We start from the raw sequence: 15,989 nt of genomic DNA on the forward strand, positions 1-15,989 counted from the left end.
CCGCTGGGTGGGCGGCTGTCCCGGTTCTAACCGCGATAGCCGCTCACGAGCCGCATCCCCGCCAGCAGCCGATTCCGCAGCTCCCCCGGGTGCACGACGTCGTCATAGGTGGCCGCGCTCGCGAGCCGCCACGGTCCGGCCGCCTCGTTTTCCGCAAGCGCTTGGCTGGTCGCGATGTCCGCCTTCGAGGCCGCCGCACCGACGCGTGCGGGCATGGCACCGAGCGTCGCCCCGGGCAGGGCGAGGCTGAGGGTCTGCCGGTCGAAGGCGTTCTGGCCCATCACCGAACTGCCGAAACCGAACGCCTTGCGCATCGTCACGTGGAACTTCGGCACGTCCGCGCGGTGCTGGGCAAGGAAAAGCCCCGCACCCGCGCGCAAGACGCCCGCGCGTTCCTGGTCGCGACCACCGAGCAAGCCCGGGTTGTCCGCGAGCATCAGCAGCGGCACGCCGAATCCCGTGACGTGCTCGATGAACCGGGCCGCTTTGTCGGCCGCCGCAGTGTCGATCGCTCCGGCGCGCACTGCCGGTTGGTTCGCCACGACGCCGATGACGTGCCCGCCAAGCCTGCCCAGCCCGGTCAGCATCGAAGCGGCGTGGTCGCGGCCCAGCTCGAACCAGGTTTCACGGTCGAGCAGTTCCTCGACCACTGGCCGCATGTCGTAGGGCACGCGGTCGTTCGGCGGGATCAGGTCCAGGAGCGCGTCCGTCCGCCGTTCCTGCTCGGCTGCCACGACCGACGGCGAGAGCAGGCTCAAGTAGCGGCGCACCTGCTCGATCGCTTCGGGGAGGTCGGCGGCGACGAGGTCGACAAGTCCACTATGGACCGCGTGAATGTCGGCACCGCCTAGTTCCTCTTTGGACACTTCCTCGCCCAAGGCGGCGCGCACGAGCGGCGGACCGGCGGAGAACAGCTGCCCGTCCCCCCGCACCAGGATCACCAGGTTCGCGAGCGCCGCGGTGAGCGCACTGTGCCCGGCCGACGGTCCGGCGACCACCGCCGCCACCGGCACTTTCCCGGACAGGTCGGCCAGCGCCTGGAGATCGTTCGGGGCCGGCCGATGCGGGTGCAAGCTGTTCGACGGCCGGTGTCCGGCACCCTCCAGGAACATCACCAGCGGCACGCGTTCCTGTCCCGCGAGCCGGGCGAGACGTTCCCGTTTGGACGCCGCGGCGACGCCGATCGACCCGCCCGCGACGGAAAAGTCCTCCGCGCCGACCAGAACCGGCTTCCCGCCGACGCTGCCGCTTCCGGCGACGAAACCGTCCGCGGGCAGCTCCCCGGCGAGCAATCCGAGCTCAGCGAAGCTGCCGGGATCCAGCAAAGCGGCGATCCGGTCGCGCGCGTGCAGGCCGCTGAGCCGGGCCAGGCGTTCTTCGCCGCCCATCGCCCGCGCGGCCGAGCGACGGGAGGCGAGGTCGGCGAGCAGCGGTTCCCACTCCTCGCGGTTCACTCCCATCGCACCAGCCGCCGGACTACCTTCCCCGTCGCGTTGCGCGGCAACGGATCCCGGGTCAGGAACCAAGCCGTCGGGACCTTGTACCTGGCCAGCCGGTCGGCGAGATAGCCGCGCAGGCCGTCCGCGTCCACTTCGGACTCAGCCCGAAGCACGACCTTCGCGGCGACGATCTGGCCGTAGTCCGGATCCGGCAGCCCGGCGACGATGCACTCGGCGACGCCGGGATGTCCGGAGAGCTGTTCCTCCACCTCCGCCGGGTAAATGTTCTCCGCCCCGCGCAGGATCAGGTCGCTGCGCCTGCTCAGCACGGTCAGCGCACCGTCGCGCAGCAGGCCGAGGTCGCCGGTCCGGAACCAGCCGTCCTCGGTGAACGCGGCCGCCGTCGCGGCCGGGTCGTTGAAGTAGCCGAGCATCACTTGCGGGCCGCGGAGGTGGATCTCGCCGTCGGTGCCGTCCGGGACCGGGCGGCCTTCGGTGTCGCGGATCCGCACTTCCATGTTCGGCACCGGGCGGCCCGCGGTGTCCGGATCGGCGACGAGTTCGGCCGGAGTCGCGAGGGTCGCCGCGGTGGACGATTCGGTGAGGCCGTAGTTGGTGCTCAGCGAGGAGGCCGCGCCGGGCAACGCGTCCCGCAACTGGTCTTTCAGCTCGGCGGTCGACGGCGCGCTGCTGACCGAGACTGTCTTGAGCGTGCTCAGGTCGTAGCCGGACAGATCGGCTTCGACCAGGCGCGAGAGCATCGTCGGGACCGCGCCCCAGTTGGTGATCCGCTCGGTCTGCACCAGCTCCAGCACCCGGTGGAGGTCGAATTTCCCTTGGTGCAGCACGGCGGTGTCGCCCACGGCGAGCCGCACGACGGCGAGGTTGTGCAAGGCGGCGATGTGGAACAACGGCGTGGCAAGCAGGAACCGGCGATCCCGTGCCGGGCGGCCGAATTCCGCCGCGAGCGCGTCGTTGAACAGGTGGAACCAGACGGCGGCGAGCACGTTGCGGTGCGAGTGCGTCGCGCCCTTCGGACGGCCGGAAGTGCCGCTCGTGAAGAGGATGACGGCCGGGTCGTCCTCGTCGACCGGCTGCGGTTTCAGCGCGGCGCCTTCGTGGCGGTCGAGGAGTGCCCGGTACCCGGGGCTGCCGAACTCCAGCACCGGATACCGGTCCGCGACCAGAGGTTTCCGCGCCGAGTCGGTCAGCACGACCTTCGGCGTGGTCAGATCGAGGCCGTGCGCGACCTCCGGCGCGGCCCACATCGAGTTCATCCCGACCGCGATCGCGCCGAGCGAAACCGCCGCCCAGAATCCGACAATCCACTCCGGACAGTTCGCCGCGCACAACGCGACCCGGTCCCCGCGTCCGACGCCGTATTCGGTCCGCAGCACCGCGGCGAGCGCGGCGACCGCGTCGTAATGCCGGGCAAAGGTGAGCCGACTGTCCACAGTGACCAGATACTCGCGGTCGCCGAACTCGCGCGAGGCCTCCAGCAATTCGGTCAGGCACCGATGCCGCCGCGCGAACACCTTCGCCGGCCGGCCCGCGACCGGTTCCGGCCGGATCTCGAACCGCGCGCCCGGCGCGGTCAGCCGCGCGATGATGTCGTCCCGATCGGTCATCGGTCGCCTCCCGTAGTGATCGGTGTCGGTCAACGGATCGTCAGCTGCCCGCCGTCGACGTTCCAGCACTGCCCGGTGACCCAGCCCGCCTCGGCACTGGCCAGGAACACCGCGGCCGCCGCGATGTCGGCCGGCTCGCCGGCACGGCGCAACGGCACCTGCGCGCGAACGTACTCGGCCCACGAATCCGGGTCCGTGTCGTCCAGCCTGCTCGTGCCGACGACGCCGGGGCACAGCGCGTTCACCCGGATCCCGTGCCCGCCCAGCTCTTTGGCTGTCGAGGAGGTCAACGACTGCAGCGCGGCTTTCGACGCGGAGTAGGCCGCCGATCCGGCCCCGGACAGCTTCCCGCCGATCGAGGAGATGTTCACGAACACCCCGCCGTCGCCCTGCTCGACCAGCCGCCTGCCGAACGCGCGGGTCATCAGGAACGGCCCGCGCAGGTTGACCGCGAGGACCCGGTCCCAGGTCTCGACGTCGAGGTCCAGCACCGGCACGCGATCGGGGCCGCGTGCGGCGGCGGCGTTGTTGACGACGATGTCCACGCGGCCGAAGGCGTCGAGAACTCCTGCCAGCAGACGGTCGACTTGCGCTGGGTCGGCGACGTCGCTCACCACCGGCAACGCCCGGCCGCCGGACTGGCGGATCTCGTCGGCCACGGACTGGATGTCCTGCCAGCCCGCGGCCTGCTCTTCCGGCGGGAACTGGCTGGGTGCGCGGCCGCTGCCGGTCACCACGACCGCGCACCCCGCGCGCGCCAGCCCGACCGCGATCGACCGGCCGATCGACCGCATCCGGCCCGCACCGGTCACCACCGCGACCTTGCCGTCGAAACCGCTCAGCGAATACATCTCAGAGCCGTTCCACGATCGCGGCGGTCGCCTGGGCGCCGCCGGCGCAGATCGCCACCAAGCCCAGCGTCTGGTCACGGCGCTCCAGCTCGTCGACGATCTCCGCCAGCAGCCGGATTCCGGTCGCGCCGACCGGATGGCCGATCGCGATGGCGCCGCCGTTGACGTTCAGCCGGTCCTCGTCGACTCCGAGCGTGCGGGCGAATGACAGCGGAACCGACGCGAACGCCTCGTTGACCTCGAACAGATCGATGTCCGCGACGGTCATCCCGGCCCGGCCCAGGACCCGTTCGGCGGCGCGGATCGGCCCGTCCAGCAGGTACTTCGGCTCGGCGCCGACGATGGTCTGCGCGACCAGCCTCGCGCGCGGGCGCAGTCCGAAGGTCTGGTCGGCGGCGACCAGCAAGGCGGCCGACGCGCCGTCGGAGATCTGCGACGCGGTGCCCGCGGTGTGCAGGCCGTCCGCCTCGATCGGAGCGAGTCCGGCGAGGGCCTCGGTGCTGGTGTCGCGCAGGCCTTGGTCCCGGTCGAATCGGCCGTTCTCGAGCGGGACCGGCAGGATCGAACGGCCGAATCGGCCCTCGTCCCAGGCGCGGCGGGCGCGTTGCTGCGAGCGGAGGCCGAACGCGTCCAAATCCGCGCGGCTGAGCCCGCGACGGGCCGCGATCCGGTCGGCTGCCTCGTATTGGGCGGGCAGGTCGACCTTCCAGGACTCCGGACGCGGACGGCCCGCGTCGCCGAGGTTGCTCAGCAGCGGCACCCGGCTCATCGACTCGACCCCGCACGCCATCCCCGCGTCCACCAGCCCGGCCGCGATCTGCGCGGCGATCAGGTGCACGGACTGTTGCGCGGACCCGCATTGCGCGTCGATGGTGGTGGTCGCGGTCTCGTCCGGGAGCCCGGCGTGCAGCCAGGCGAAGCGGCCGACGTTGTTCGACTGTTCCCCGGCCTGCGTGACGCATCCGGCGATGACGTCGGTGACCAGCGCGGGGTCGATGCCGGTGCGTTCGATGATTCCGCGCTGCACGTGGCCGAGCAGTTCGACCGCGTGGATGCCGGACAGCGCGCCGCGCCGCTTTCCGAACGGGGTCCGGATCGCGTCCACGATGACCGGAGTGCCCATCACGCACCTCCTGAAGTCGTGCGGGCCCAGGCGTCGGTGAGGACGGCCGCGTCGTCGCGTTCGGGGCAGGTCACGTTGAGGGCCAGGGCATTTTCCTGCTGCCACAACGAAATCCTCAAGGTTTCGCCGGGGGTTACCGGGCCTGCGAAGCGTGCTCCCAGCTCGCGGAGCCGGGAGGGGTGACCGTCGAGGAAGTGGTCGGCGACGGCTTTGGCGACCAGGCCGTAGGACGCGAGCCCGTGCAGAATCGGTGCGGCGAAGCCTGCTGCGGCGGCGAATTCCGGGTCGGCGTGGAGCGGGTTGCGGTCGCCGTTCAACCGGTACAGCAGGGCTTGGTCGGCGGTCGTGGCGACGTCCAGGACATGTGCGGGGTCGCCTTCCGGCTTCTTCGGTCCAGGCGCGGTGCCCGGATCTCCTCCGAAGCCGCCCTCGCCACGGGCCCAGATGGACATCTTCGAGGTCCATAGTGGACCGTCAGCGTCGGCGACCTCGTGGGCTAGCACGATGACCGCGGCGCGGCCCTTGTCCTGGATTTCCGCGATCCGGGTGGTTCGTTCCGCCGAGCCGGACGTCGGCAATCGGTCGCGGTGGAGGGTGACGACCTGTCCGGCGTGCAACAGTTTCGTGAGATCGACGTCTACGCCTGGCAGCGTCAAACCCTCCGCGGGGCTGTCCCCAGCGGAAATTCCTTGCCCGGCAACGAGTGCGAAGGTGGGCAGGACCTCCAGGTCTCGTTCGTAGCTGTACCGGAGCGTGGTGCCGGAGCCCAGGGAAAGGTGGTACAACAGCACGTCCCGGGTGGTCCAGGCGAGCTGTTGGGTGCGCGGCGGGGCGTTGAGGGCCTTGTCGAGGTCGATGGGCACGAGAGTCTCCTAAGCCGGGGCACCGATAGGGGGCGCGGACGGGAGCCGGTCCCCGAGTTCGGCGGCGAGTGCGTCGGCGGTGCCGAGGGTGAAGGCGATTTGGCGGCCCCAGAGGAAGTAGCGGTGGATCGGATAGTCGATGTCCGCGCCGATGCCGCCGTGCAGGTGCTGGGTCGCGTGCACGACCCGCAGTCCCCCGCGCGACGCCCACCATTTGGCCACCAGTGCGGCGATTTCCGCTTCGTCCTCGCGGCCCTCGTCCAGCAGCCAGGCGGCGCGCTGGGTGCAGACGCGGATCGCCTCGGTATCGAGGTAGGCGTCAGCTGCCCGCACAGCGACAGCTTGATTTGTCGACAGTGGACGTCCGAATTGGACTCGCTCCGAGGTGTACTTCGCGGTGGTCGTCAACGCCTGGGCGCACACTCCGACGCTGACGGCGGCCAGCGCGACCCGGAGACGGCGGAGTGTCCACTGCAGAGCGTCATTGCCGGAGGCCAGGATGTCCTGTGCGGCGGCCCTTGTTCTGTTGAAGACGATTGACGCATGACTTTCGCGGCTGGTGACTTCGACGGAGGTCACGTTGAGGTGGACCGTCGGCACGAGTACTAAATGGACTTGATCGTCTTCCTTGACCGGAACCAAAACCAGATCGGCCTGCCCGCCAGCAGGAACCGACACCACTTCACCGGTGAGTTCGAGTTCGTCGCCGCGCCGGGTCGCGGTCACCGAAACCGTGTCGTCGAACGCGCCGACCAGCAGCGTCGAACCGTCCAGCACACGCGGCAGGATCCGGTTCCGCTGCTCCTCGGTGCCGAACTGGGCGACCGGCAGCACACCGCCCGCGATCACATTCCACAAGGGAACCGGCGCGACGTGTCGGCCTGCTTCTTCGAGCAGCACCGCCAAGCCGGACATCCCCAGACCCGCTCCACCGTCTCTTTCGGACAGACAGATGCCGAGGAGGTCCGCTTCGGCGAGCACTCGCCAGAGGTCGGCGTCGAAGCCGCCCTGCTTCTCGACGGCCACCACCCGGTCGACCGTCGCGCGGTCGGCGAAGATCTTGGCGGCCAGCTCGCGGACCGCGGCCAGGTCGTCGTTGAGGTCGAAATCCATGTCAGCTCCTGGCCTTTTCCGGACGACGGCGTGCGGACAGCGCCATGCCGAGGGTTTTCGCGGCGACGATCTCCCGCAGCACTTCGTTGGTGCCGCCGCCGAAAGTGTTGTTCTGCGCGCGCCGGGCGAGCGTCTCTACGCGCCCGTTCACCGCCGCACCGGGCGAATCGGGCCGCAGCAGGCCACGAGCGCCGAGCACCTCCTGGAGCCGGCTGTACGCGGTCACCACCGCCTCGGTGCCGAAGACCTTGGCAGCAGCGGAATCCCCGCCGCCGAGGGTGCCCGCCGCGACGTCCGCGACCAGCCGCAGGTTGATCAGGTCAGTGGCACTGAGCAGCGCATACACCTCGGCCAGCGTGTGCCGGACCCACGGCAGGTCATACACCGTTCCCGGCCCGAACGGCTCCTCCCGCACCCACTTGAGCACCGCGTCGTACATCTGGTTCGCGATACCGCCGCGCGCGGCGAGGGCGACGCGTTCGTGGTTGAGCTGGCTGGTGATGAGCCGCCAGCCGTTGTTCAGCTCGCCGACCACATTGGACAGTGGAATCCGGACGTCCTCATAGTACGTCGCCGAGGTGCTGATCCCGCCCACCGTATGGATTTCGGTGGCGGAGAAACCCGGGGTATCGGTCGGCACGAGCACGACGGAGATGCCGCGATGCGGGGGCGCGTCCGGATCGGTCCGCACGGCCAGCCAGATCCAGTCGGCGAAGATGCCGGCGCTGGTGAAGATCTTGCTGCCGTTGACGACGAGCGAGTCGCCGTCGATCTTCGCCCGCGTCTGCAGCGACGCCAGGTCGGTGCCCGCGCCGGGTTCGGTGTAGCCGACGGCGAACATCAGCTCGCCGCGCAGGATCGGCGGCAGGAAGAACTTCTTCTGTTCCTCGGTGCCGTGACGCATCAACGCCGGCGCGACCGTGTTCAACGTGACCAGCGACAGCGGGGCACCGGCGCGCAATACCTCGTCGTAGAACACGAAGAGCGCTTCCGGGTCCTCGCCGCGGCCGCCGTATTCCTCCGGCCAGCCGAGGCCGAGCCAGCCGTCCGCGCCCATCCGGCGCAGGATCCGGTCGAACACCGGGCCGCCCTCAGTCTGCTCGGCCAGCGCGCGGCGGTCGTCCTCGTCGATGATGCGGGCGAAATACTCGCGCAACTGCGCGCGGAGCCTTCGCGAGCGCTCCGACAGCTCCGGATGCATGCGTTTCTCTCCTAGTAGTCGGGGTCAGCGGGGCAATCCCAAGACCCGTTGAGCGATGAGATTGAGCTGAATTTCGACCGTGCCGCCGCCGAACAGCACGGCGGGCAGGCCGAGATGGTCGATGACGTGCCCGCCCTCCGCGCTCGCCGAACCGGGGCCGAGCAGGGCGATCACCTCGCGCGAACCCTCCTGCTGGGCGAGCGCGCTGAACACCTTCTGCACGCTGACCTCGGCTCCCAGGTCCAGTCCGGCGAGCCGGGCCAGCACACCGCGGAGGCCGAGCGTGGCGAGCGTCAGTTCCCGCGACGCGCACCGGCCGAGTGCTGCCAGTGCGTCGAGATCATCCGGATTGTCGCGAAGCAATTGGCGGATCCGGTCCGACGAACCGTGCGCGAGCGTCGCGCCCATGTTGTGCCGTTCGTTGGCCAGCGTGGTCGTCGCGAGCCGCCAGCCGCTGTTCGGCTCGCCGACGAGATCGCGGTCCGGGACGAACACGTCGTCCAGGAAAACCTCGTTGAACTCCGCGCGTCCGGTGGCCTGCCTGATCGGCCGGACGGTGACGCCTTCCGCGGCCAGGTCGACGAGGAAGTACGAGATACCCCGGTGCCGTGGCGCGTCCGGGTCGGTCCGGGCTAGGCAGACGCCCCAATGCGCTTCGTGGGCCAGCGACGTCCAGACCTTCTGTCCGGAGATCCGCCAGCCACCGTCCACTTTGGTCGCCCGGGTGGTAAGCGAGGCGAGGTCCGAACCGGCGCCCGGTTCGCTGAACAGCTGGCACCAGCGGACCTCACCGCGCAGACTCGGCAGAACGAACCGGTCGCGTTGCTCCGGCGAGCCGTGCACGAGCAGAGTCGGCAGGACCCATTCGCCGATCACCGTGGTGGGCTGGGGAATCCCGCGCCGCTCGAACTCCTCGGCGATGACGGCCTGTTCGAGCGGTCCGGCGTCCAGGCCGTACGGCTTCGGGTAGTGCGGTGCGGCGAGACCAGCGTCGGCGAGCACGCGGATCGACGGCTCGGCGGCCATCTGATCAAGGACGGGCGCGACCTGGCGGCGCAATTCGGCACAGTCGCTGGGGCTGGCGAGCGTCAGGTCGCGGGTCGTGGTCCGGGCGCGTTCGCCGAGGGTCCGGGCGGCTGATCGGCCGAGGGATCCGGACAACGCGACGGCGCGCCGCCAGTAAAGGTGCGCGTCGTGTTCCCAAGTGAAGCCGATCGCGCCGAGAAGACGGACGCAGCCGACGGACGCGTCCACCGCGGCCGGGAGCGCGGCGTGCCGAGCCTGCGCCGCGGCAAGTGCCTGCTGCGCAAGGGAATGCCGCTCCGCCCGGGCCGCGTCCCAGGCAGCGGCCGTGGCGATCTCGCGTTGCAGGAGGATGCCCGCCGCCTGATGCTGGACCGCTTGGAAGGAGCCGATCGGACGCCCGAACTGGACGCGGGTGCGGACGTGCTCGACAGCGCAGTCCAGAGCCCAGCTACACAGCCCCGCCGCCTCCGCCGCCGCCGGGACCGCGAGGGCCAGCTCCGCGCGTTCCGGACGGATCTCAATGAGGTTCTCCTGAGATACCAGGAAGTTCTCCAGCTTCAGCCGCGCCGCGGATCTGGTCAGATCAACGTCCTCGACTGGGATCAGCTGGCTGGGCTCTGGCCGTAGCACGAACCAGACCTGCTGAGCGCGGACCACCGCGATCTCCGCGTCCGCGAGCCCGAGCGACGGACAACTGGTGCCGTTGACATACCAACCGTCGGCGGTGCTGGTAGCACGGAGGCCGTCAAGTACGACAGCACCGGTCGCCCCGGCGGCGAACGCACGCAACTCCTCCGTCGGTTCGGCGACAGCGAGGACGGCGCTGGCGGTGACAGTCGGCAGGAACGGACCAGGCACCAGGTGACGGCCGAACTGCTCGGCCACCACGGCGAGTTCGAGCAGGCCAGCGCCTTGGCCGCCGACGGATTCCGGCAGGTGCAGGGAATGCCAGCCTTGTTCGGTGAGGGCCTTCCAGAGGTCAGACCGCCTTGGTTGGCCGTCCGGCGCGCACCGGAGGGCAGATTCGGCCAGGTCGCGGTGCTCCTCCCCATAACCCGGCTGACTGCCCGACAAGGCACCAGTCCCGACGTCCGGCACGCGCCGGTCTACGGATTCAGCCAGGTCTCCGTGCCCCGCGCCCGGGGCTCCCCCGAAACCCAACTGGCCGCCCGACGCGGCACGAATCTCGCCGTCCGGCGCATGCCGCACGGCGGACCCGGCCAGATCACGCTGCCCCTCGGCCGGGGCTTCCCCCAAACCCGGCTCGCCGCCCAACCCAGCACGAGTCTCGACGACCCGCGCACGCCGCACGACGGCTTCAACCAGATCACGCAGCCCCTCAGCCGAGGCTTCCCCCAAACCCGGCTCGCCGCCCAACCCAGCACGAGTCTCGACGACCCGCGCACGCCGCACGACGGCTTCAACCAGATCACGCTGCCCCTCAGCCGAGGCTTCCCCCAAACCCGGCTCGCCGCCCAACCCAGCACGAGTCTCGACGACCGACGCACACTGCATGGCGGACCCGGCCAGATCACGCTGCCCCTCGGCCGGGGCTTCCCCCGAACCCGGCTGGCCCCCTAACCCCGCGCGAGTCTCGGCGATCGGCGCATGCCGCATAGCCCACCCGGCAGCGGATGCGGCCAGGTCGCGGTGTTCCTCGGACAAGGCGATAGGCATGGTTCAGATCCGTTCGACGAGCACACAACTGGTGGCGGCCGCGGCGCAGATCGCGATCATCGCGAGGCTGGCGTCGCGTCGTTCGAGTTCCTCGACGGCCGTCGCGAGAAGCCGGAGGCCGGTCGCTCCCGCCGGGTGGCCGAGCGCGATCGCGCCGCCTAGGACGTTGAGCTTGTCCTCCGGGATCTCGTGCACCTGCGCGAAGGACAGTGGAACGGCGGCGAACGCCTCGTTGACTTCGAAAAGATCAATGTCGCCGACCGTCAGACCGGTGCGGTCGAGGAGTTTCCGCGCCGCTGCGACCGGTCCGTCGAGGAGGTACTCCAGGTCGCCGCCGATGACGCACTGGGCTAGCAGCCGCGCTCGCGGGCGGAGGCCCAGTTCGTCGGCGCGGCTTCGGGACAGGAACAGCGCGGCACTCGCGCCATCGGAGACCTGCGACGAGGTGCCCGCGGTGTGCAGACCGTCCGGCACGGTGGTGCGGAGTCCGGCGAGCGCTTCCGCTGAGGTCTCGCGGAGTCCCTGGTCTCGGGTGATCTGGTGGCCGTCCGGCAGGGTCAGCGGGAGGACTTGACGGTCGAAAAGCCCAGCGTCCCAAGCCTTTCGCGCGTTGTGCTGAGAACGGAGGCCGAACGCGTCGAGGTCCGCCCGGGTCAGCCCGCGCTTGCGGGCGATGCGATCCGCTGCGGTGTACTGATCGGGGGTGTTGAGATACCAGTCGGCTGGCCTCGGTGTACCAGTGCCGGTCCCCTGCTTCGGTGTGAGCGGCACACGGGACATCAGCTCGACGCCGCACGCGACACCCGCGTCGACCGTCCCGTTCGCGATCTGCCCGGTGAGCAGGAAAGACGCCTGCATCGACGTGCTGCACTGAGCGTCGATGGTGGTCGCGCCGGTCGCGGTCGGGAGGCCCCCGTAGAGCCAGGCGGTGCGGACGACATGTCCGTGCTGCTCGCCCAGCGGCGTGACGCAACCGCCGATCACCTGCTCGACCGTGTGCGGATCGACACCGGTGCGGTCGAGGACACCCCGCTGGACGCGGCTGAGCAACTCGACGGCGTGCAGGGCGGAAACCCATCCGTCGCGTTTGCCGAACGGCGTGCGGACCGCGTCGACGAGGACTGGCGTCGTGTCTTTCAAGCCCGGATCTCCTTCTCGCGGGGAAGGCCGGACCGGCCCCTGGTAATCGAGCAAGCGTTTGGTTGGAGGTTAGCTTCGTCCCGGCGGGCGGGACAAGCGCGCGTACTGGTGAGCGGGAGTGGCCCGGCCCAGCGTGCGTACGGCATCAACCCGGCGTTCCGACCGCAAGCCAGCGTGCAGCACTTCTCCCCGCCAAGAACCGCCGATGCCACTCACCGGGAGCGGCCGCAACGGCACCGGCCCGCCATCGGCACCATGACGGCATCCCGTCCCGGCATTGGAGGCCCCGTGTCCCACCCCAGCACCGCCCTGGCCGGCCGCACCCCCATCGTCACCGGGGCCGGCGCCGGACTCGGCCGGGCCGAAGCGCTCGCGCTCGCCGCGGAGGGGGCGAACGTCGTGGTCAACGATGTGAGCGACGCCGGGGACAAGGTGGTCGCCGAGATCGAAGCGCGGGGCGGCCGGGCGCTGGCCGTTCCGGGCGACATCGGCGACTGGCAGTACGCCGAAGACCTCGTCACCGCGGCGACCGAGCACTTCGGCTCGCTCGACATCGTCGTCAACAACGCCGGCATCACCCGCGACGCGATGCTCTTCAACCTCGACGAGAAATCCTGGGACGACGTCATCCGGGTCCACCTCAAGGGCCACGCGGCACTGTCCCGCGCGGCGGCGCGACACTGGCGGCAGATCAGCAAAAGCACCGGCAAACCCACCTATGGCCGCCTGATCAACACGTCCTCGGAGGCGTTTCTCCTCGGCGGCGCCGGGCAGCCGAACTACGCGGCGGCGAAGGCGGGGATCGCCGCGCTGACGTTGTCCTGCGCGCGAGGACTGAGCCGCTACGGCGTCCGCGCGAACGCGATCTGCCCGCGCGCCCGGACGGCGATGACGGACGGGATCTTCGCGGCCGGACGCAGCGCGGGCGGGTTGGACATCCTCGCACCGGAGCGGGTCGCGGCGTTTGTCGCGTACCTCGGCTCCCCGGCGGCGGAGGCGGTGAACGGGCAGGTGTTCGTCGTGTACGGAGACATGGTCGCGCTGCTCGCCCCGCCGACCGTCGAGCACCGGTTCGTGTCCGGACAGGGCGCGTTCGACCCGGCTGAGCTAGAGCGGACGATCACGCCGTACTTCGCCGGCCGCGACCCGCGGAAAACGTTTGCGGCCAGCGACATCGTCGGTCTGGCCGACACCGAGACGTCGTGAGCGGCAGTCCCGGTCAGAACCGCGCTCACGACTCACCGCACCGCCGCGGCCATCTCCTCCAGCATCGGCCGCACGTCCCGGCGGCGGTAGCCGAGCAGCTCCGTCTCGCGGGCGTCCGGTTCGTACGAGATCGTCGCGCCGCGGCCGGGGATCAGGACCCGGTCGGGCAGGAACGGGTGTTCCTCGTCGCGTTCTTCGAGAGTCCGGCCGGAGCCGGAGACATCGAAGATCAGCTGGAAGTACTCTCGGAAGCTGAGGTTTTCGTCGCCCACCAGGTACGCCGCGCCGGATTCCCCGCGCAGCAAAGCGCCTTCGACGGCCTCGGCCAGACTCCGCACGGACAGGTAGTTCGTACCGCCGAGCGGCGCGAAGTCCGGCACCTTCCCGGCTAACTCACCGTCAGCCCAAGCCAGCATTTTCGCGAACTGCCGCGTCGACCGGCCGGGGGCCATTCCGACAATCGACGGCGGGTTCAGCGTGCACACGGCGAACCCGTCCCCGGTCAGAGCGCGCGCGTCTTCGTCGGCCAGGCGGCGGGCATCGACGTACGGGTTCGCTTCCGCGAGATCCGGCCGGGCCTGATGGTAATAGCTGCCGATCTGGACGAAACGGCCGACGCCCGCCCGTTTCGCCCGCGACGCGATCGCGGTCACGCCGTCGATTTGGTACGTCCGCCAGAATTCCTCGTCGCCCCAGCCGGAGACGTGCCGGATGTCTTGTCCGGCCGCGAAAACGATCGCGTCGAACGGAGCCAGCGCGGCCTCGTCGAAACCGTCGTGGGCGTAGTCGCCGAGCAGCACCGGCAGGCCCGCGACCAGGGAATCGGCGTCGGGTTCGTGCCGTCCGGCGACCGTCACGGCGTGGCCGGCGCCGCTCAAGTGCGCGGCGGTGTTCGCGCCGATCATGCCGGTGCCGCCGATGACCAAGACCTTCATGCGCGTTCCTCTATCCGAAGTGGGCACGTCCGCCGTCGACCACGGGACCGCGTTCCGACGTGATCCGCAGGCCGCCGTCGGACCAGCCTTCGACCTGCAATTCCTCGCCCGGGAACACCGGCGCGGCGAAGCGGCCCTCCAGGGACGTCAGATCCGCCGGATGTGCGCCGACCTGGCGGGCCGCGACCAAAGCGCCCGCGCCGAGGGTGGCCAAGCCGTGCAGAATCGGGCGCGGCTGGCCGATTCCGGCCGCTGCCGCGGGGTCGACGTGGATATGGTGCCGGTCCCCCAGCAGCCGGTAGAGCACGGCTTGGTTGTCCGCAGTGGACAGTGGCACGGTCCAATCCGGACTGTCCAAAGCGGGCGGACGGCCGGGGCCGCGTTCACCGCCGAAACCGCCGATGCCGGGGCAGAACAAGGACCAGGTCGCGACGAAGTAGTCCGATTCGACGGCCACGTCATAAACCGCCGCGCCGCCTTTGTCCCACACCTCCGGAACGCTGGCCTGCATGGAAATCTCGCCCGCAGGCGGCAATGGCTTCAACACTTGCAGCCGTTGCGAACCGTGCACCGCGTTGCCGACCTCGAACGCCCCGGCCGAGCCGAGGACGTCCGGAGCCCACTGGGCGAGCGTCAGCGCGAACGGCGGCAGCACCCGAAGCCGGTCCTCGAACACCAAGTCGAGTTCGTCCGGCCGGGCGCCGATGGCGAGCGCGTAGAGGATCGGGTCGCGGTCGGTGTAGGCGACGGTGCGCTCGCCGAGGACCCGGCCCTTCCAGTCCGCGGGGCCGCTCACTGCGCACCGTAAACCGGTTCGGGCGCGGGCGCTTCCTTCAGCAGCTCGCGCACGGCCGGGCCGGCTTCGGCGGCGGTCCAGCGGCGGTCCAGTTCACGGGACGGGCCGTGGCTCCAGCCGTTCTCCACGCAGATCCGGCCGCCCTCGACCTCGATCACGCGGCCGGTGACGTCCGCGGCGTCCTCGCTGGCGAGCCACGCGACGATCGGCGACACGTTGCCCGGGTGCATCGCGTCGAACCCGTCGTCCGGCGCGGCCATCTGCGCCGCGAACGGGCCTTCGGTCATCCGGGTGCGCGCGGCCGGGGCCAGCGCGTTCACCGTGATGCCGTACCGGCCGAGTTCCGCGGCTCCGACCAGCGTCAACGCGGCGATCCCGGCCTTGGCGGCGCTGTAGCTGCCCTGGCCGACGCTGCCCTGCAGACCCGCGCCGGAGGTGGTGTTGATGATCCGCGCCGCCCGCGTACGCCCGGCTTTCGCCTCCGCGCGCCAGTAACCGGCGGCGTGGTGCATCAGCGCGAAATGCCCCTTGAGGTGCACCGCGACGACCGCGTCCCACTCCTGTTCGCTGGTGGTCACGATCATCCGGTCGCGCACGAAGCCGGCGTTGTTCACGACGATGTCCAGCCCGCCGAACTCCTCGACCGCCTGCCGCACCAACGCTTCCGTCGCCGCGAAGTCCGCGACGTCGGCGCCGTTGGCCACCGCTTCGCCGCCCAGCGCGCGAATCGCCTCGACCACTTCGCCGGCCGGACCGTCGGACGCCCCCTCTCCCGCCCCCGACGTGCCGAGGTCGTTCACCACGACGCGCGCACCCTGGCGGGCGAGTTCCAGTGCGTGCTCGCGGCCGAGTCCGCGGCCGGCCCCGGTCACGATCGCGACCCGGCCCTCCAAGATCCCGCTCACATCATCTCCGTTCGTCTTCCGGCCAGCGAGGCGGTTCCCCGTAAACCAAGCAAGTGTTAGGCTACCAAGCAATCGCTAGGTTAGGA

At 70.4% G+C, this 15,989-nt stretch carries 14 protein-coding genes; 2 read left to right on the plus strand and 12 right to left on the minus strand.

The features are described from left to right. Positions 1 to 26: 26 nt before the first annotated feature. The 8 genes from ACZ7SW_RS16455 to ACZ7SW_RS16490 are packed head-to-tail and all read right to left on the minus strand — an operon-like array spanning position 27 to position 10,342. Positions 27 to 1,460: an acyl-CoA carboxylase subunit beta gene (locus ACZ7SW_RS16455; protein ID WP_470231230.1), complete on the minus strand. Its 1,434-nt coding sequence runs from the start codon at positions 1,458 to 1,460 to the stop codon at positions 27 to 29. After that, entirely contained in the window at positions 1,451 to 3,067 is a 1,617-nt protein-coding gene (gene casG / locus ACZ7SW_RS16460; RefSeq protein WP_470231231.1) for a steroid-24-oyl-CoA synthetase, read from the minus strand. The genes ACZ7SW_RS16455 and casG overlap by 10 nt, the downstream gene beginning before the upstream one ends. A gap of 29 nt (positions 3,068 to 3,096) precedes the next feature. Next, positions 3,097 to 3,918: an SDR family NAD(P)-dependent oxidoreductase gene (locus ACZ7SW_RS16465; RefSeq protein ID WP_470231232.1), complete on the minus strand. Its 822-nt coding sequence runs from the start codon at positions 3,916 to 3,918 to the stop codon at positions 3,097 to 3,099. Between the two features lies 1 nt (position 3,919). Then, entirely contained in the window at positions 3,920 to 5,041 is a 1,122-nt protein-coding gene (locus tag ACZ7SW_RS16470; protein WP_470231233.1) for a steroid 3-ketoacyl-CoA thiolase, read from the minus strand. Further along, entirely contained in the window at positions 5,041 to 5,904 is an 864-nt protein-coding gene (locus tag ACZ7SW_RS16475) for a MaoC/PaaZ C-terminal domain-containing protein (protein WP_470231234.1), read from the minus strand. The genes ACZ7SW_RS16470 and ACZ7SW_RS16475 overlap by 1 nt, the downstream gene beginning before the upstream one ends. A gap of 9 nt (positions 5,905 to 5,913) precedes the next feature. After that, positions 5,914 to 7,017, minus strand: coding sequence for an acyl-CoA dehydrogenase family protein (locus ACZ7SW_RS16480; protein WP_470231235.1), 1,104 nt, complete (start codon positions 7,015 to 7,017; stop codon positions 5,914 to 5,916). A gap of 1 nt (position 7,018) precedes the next feature. Further along, positions 7,019 to 8,218 (minus strand): acyl-CoA dehydrogenase family protein, encoded by a 1,200-nt coding sequence (locus ACZ7SW_RS16485; RefSeq protein WP_470231236.1) that lies wholly within the window; start codon positions 8,216 to 8,218, stop codon positions 7,019 to 7,021. Positions 8,219 to 8,242: 24 nt separating this feature from the next. Further along, entirely contained in the window at positions 8,243 to 10,342 is a 2,100-nt protein-coding gene (locus ACZ7SW_RS16490; RefSeq protein ID WP_470231237.1) for an acyl-CoA dehydrogenase family protein, read from the minus strand. Between the two features lie 30 nt (positions 10,343 to 10,372). On the opposite strand from ACZ7SW_RS16490, the gene ACZ7SW_RS16495 reads away from it, so the two are divergent. Continuing rightward, on the plus strand, positions 10,373 to 10,825 hold the full coding sequence (locus tag ACZ7SW_RS16495; protein WP_470231238.1) for a hypothetical protein: 453 nt from the start codon (positions 10,373 to 10,375) through the stop codon (positions 10,823 to 10,825). A 99-nt stretch (positions 10,826 to 10,924) separates the two neighbouring features. Here the strand turns inward: ACZ7SW_RS16495 and ACZ7SW_RS16500 are convergent, their stop codons facing one another. Beyond that, positions 10,925 to 12,061 (minus strand): steroid 3-ketoacyl-CoA thiolase, encoded by a 1,137-nt coding sequence (locus ACZ7SW_RS16500; protein WP_470231239.1) that lies wholly within the window; start codon positions 12,059 to 12,061, stop codon positions 10,925 to 10,927. Positions 12,062 to 12,349: 288 nt separating this feature from the next. Here ACZ7SW_RS16500 and ACZ7SW_RS16505 point away from each other — a divergent pair, with 288 nt between their 5' ends. Further along, the gene (locus tag ACZ7SW_RS16505; RefSeq protein ID WP_470231240.1) at positions 12,350 to 13,267 is read left to right on the plus strand and encodes a 3-oxoacyl-ACP reductase; all 918 of its coding nucleotides are present in this window, start codon (positions 12,350 to 12,352) and stop codon (positions 13,265 to 13,267) included. A gap of 32 nt (positions 13,268 to 13,299) precedes the next feature. Here ACZ7SW_RS16505 and ACZ7SW_RS16510 read toward each other — a convergent pair whose 3' ends face one another. The 3 genes from ACZ7SW_RS16510 to ACZ7SW_RS16520 are packed head-to-tail and all read right to left on the minus strand — an operon-like array spanning position 13,300 to position 15,903. After that, on the minus strand, positions 13,300 to 14,202 hold the full coding sequence (locus ACZ7SW_RS16510; protein ID WP_470231241.1) for an NAD-dependent epimerase/dehydratase family protein: 903 nt from the start codon (positions 14,200 to 14,202) through the stop codon (positions 13,300 to 13,302). 10 nt (positions 14,203 to 14,212) lie between these two features. After that, the gene (locus ACZ7SW_RS16515) at positions 14,213 to 14,998 is read right to left on the minus strand and encodes a MaoC/PaaZ C-terminal domain-containing protein (protein WP_470231242.1); all 786 of its coding nucleotides are present in this window, start codon (positions 14,996 to 14,998) and stop codon (positions 14,213 to 14,215) included. After that, positions 14,995 to 15,903: an SDR family oxidoreductase gene (locus tag ACZ7SW_RS16520; RefSeq protein ID WP_470231243.1), complete on the minus strand. Its 909-nt coding sequence runs from the start codon at positions 15,901 to 15,903 to the stop codon at positions 14,995 to 14,997. Before ACZ7SW_RS16520 ends, ACZ7SW_RS16515 begins: the two co-directional genes overlap by 4 nt. Positions 15,904 to 15,989 lie beyond the last annotated feature (86 nt).

The sequence above is a fragment of the Amycolatopsis sp. NPDC114484 genome, assembly GCF_055633755.1.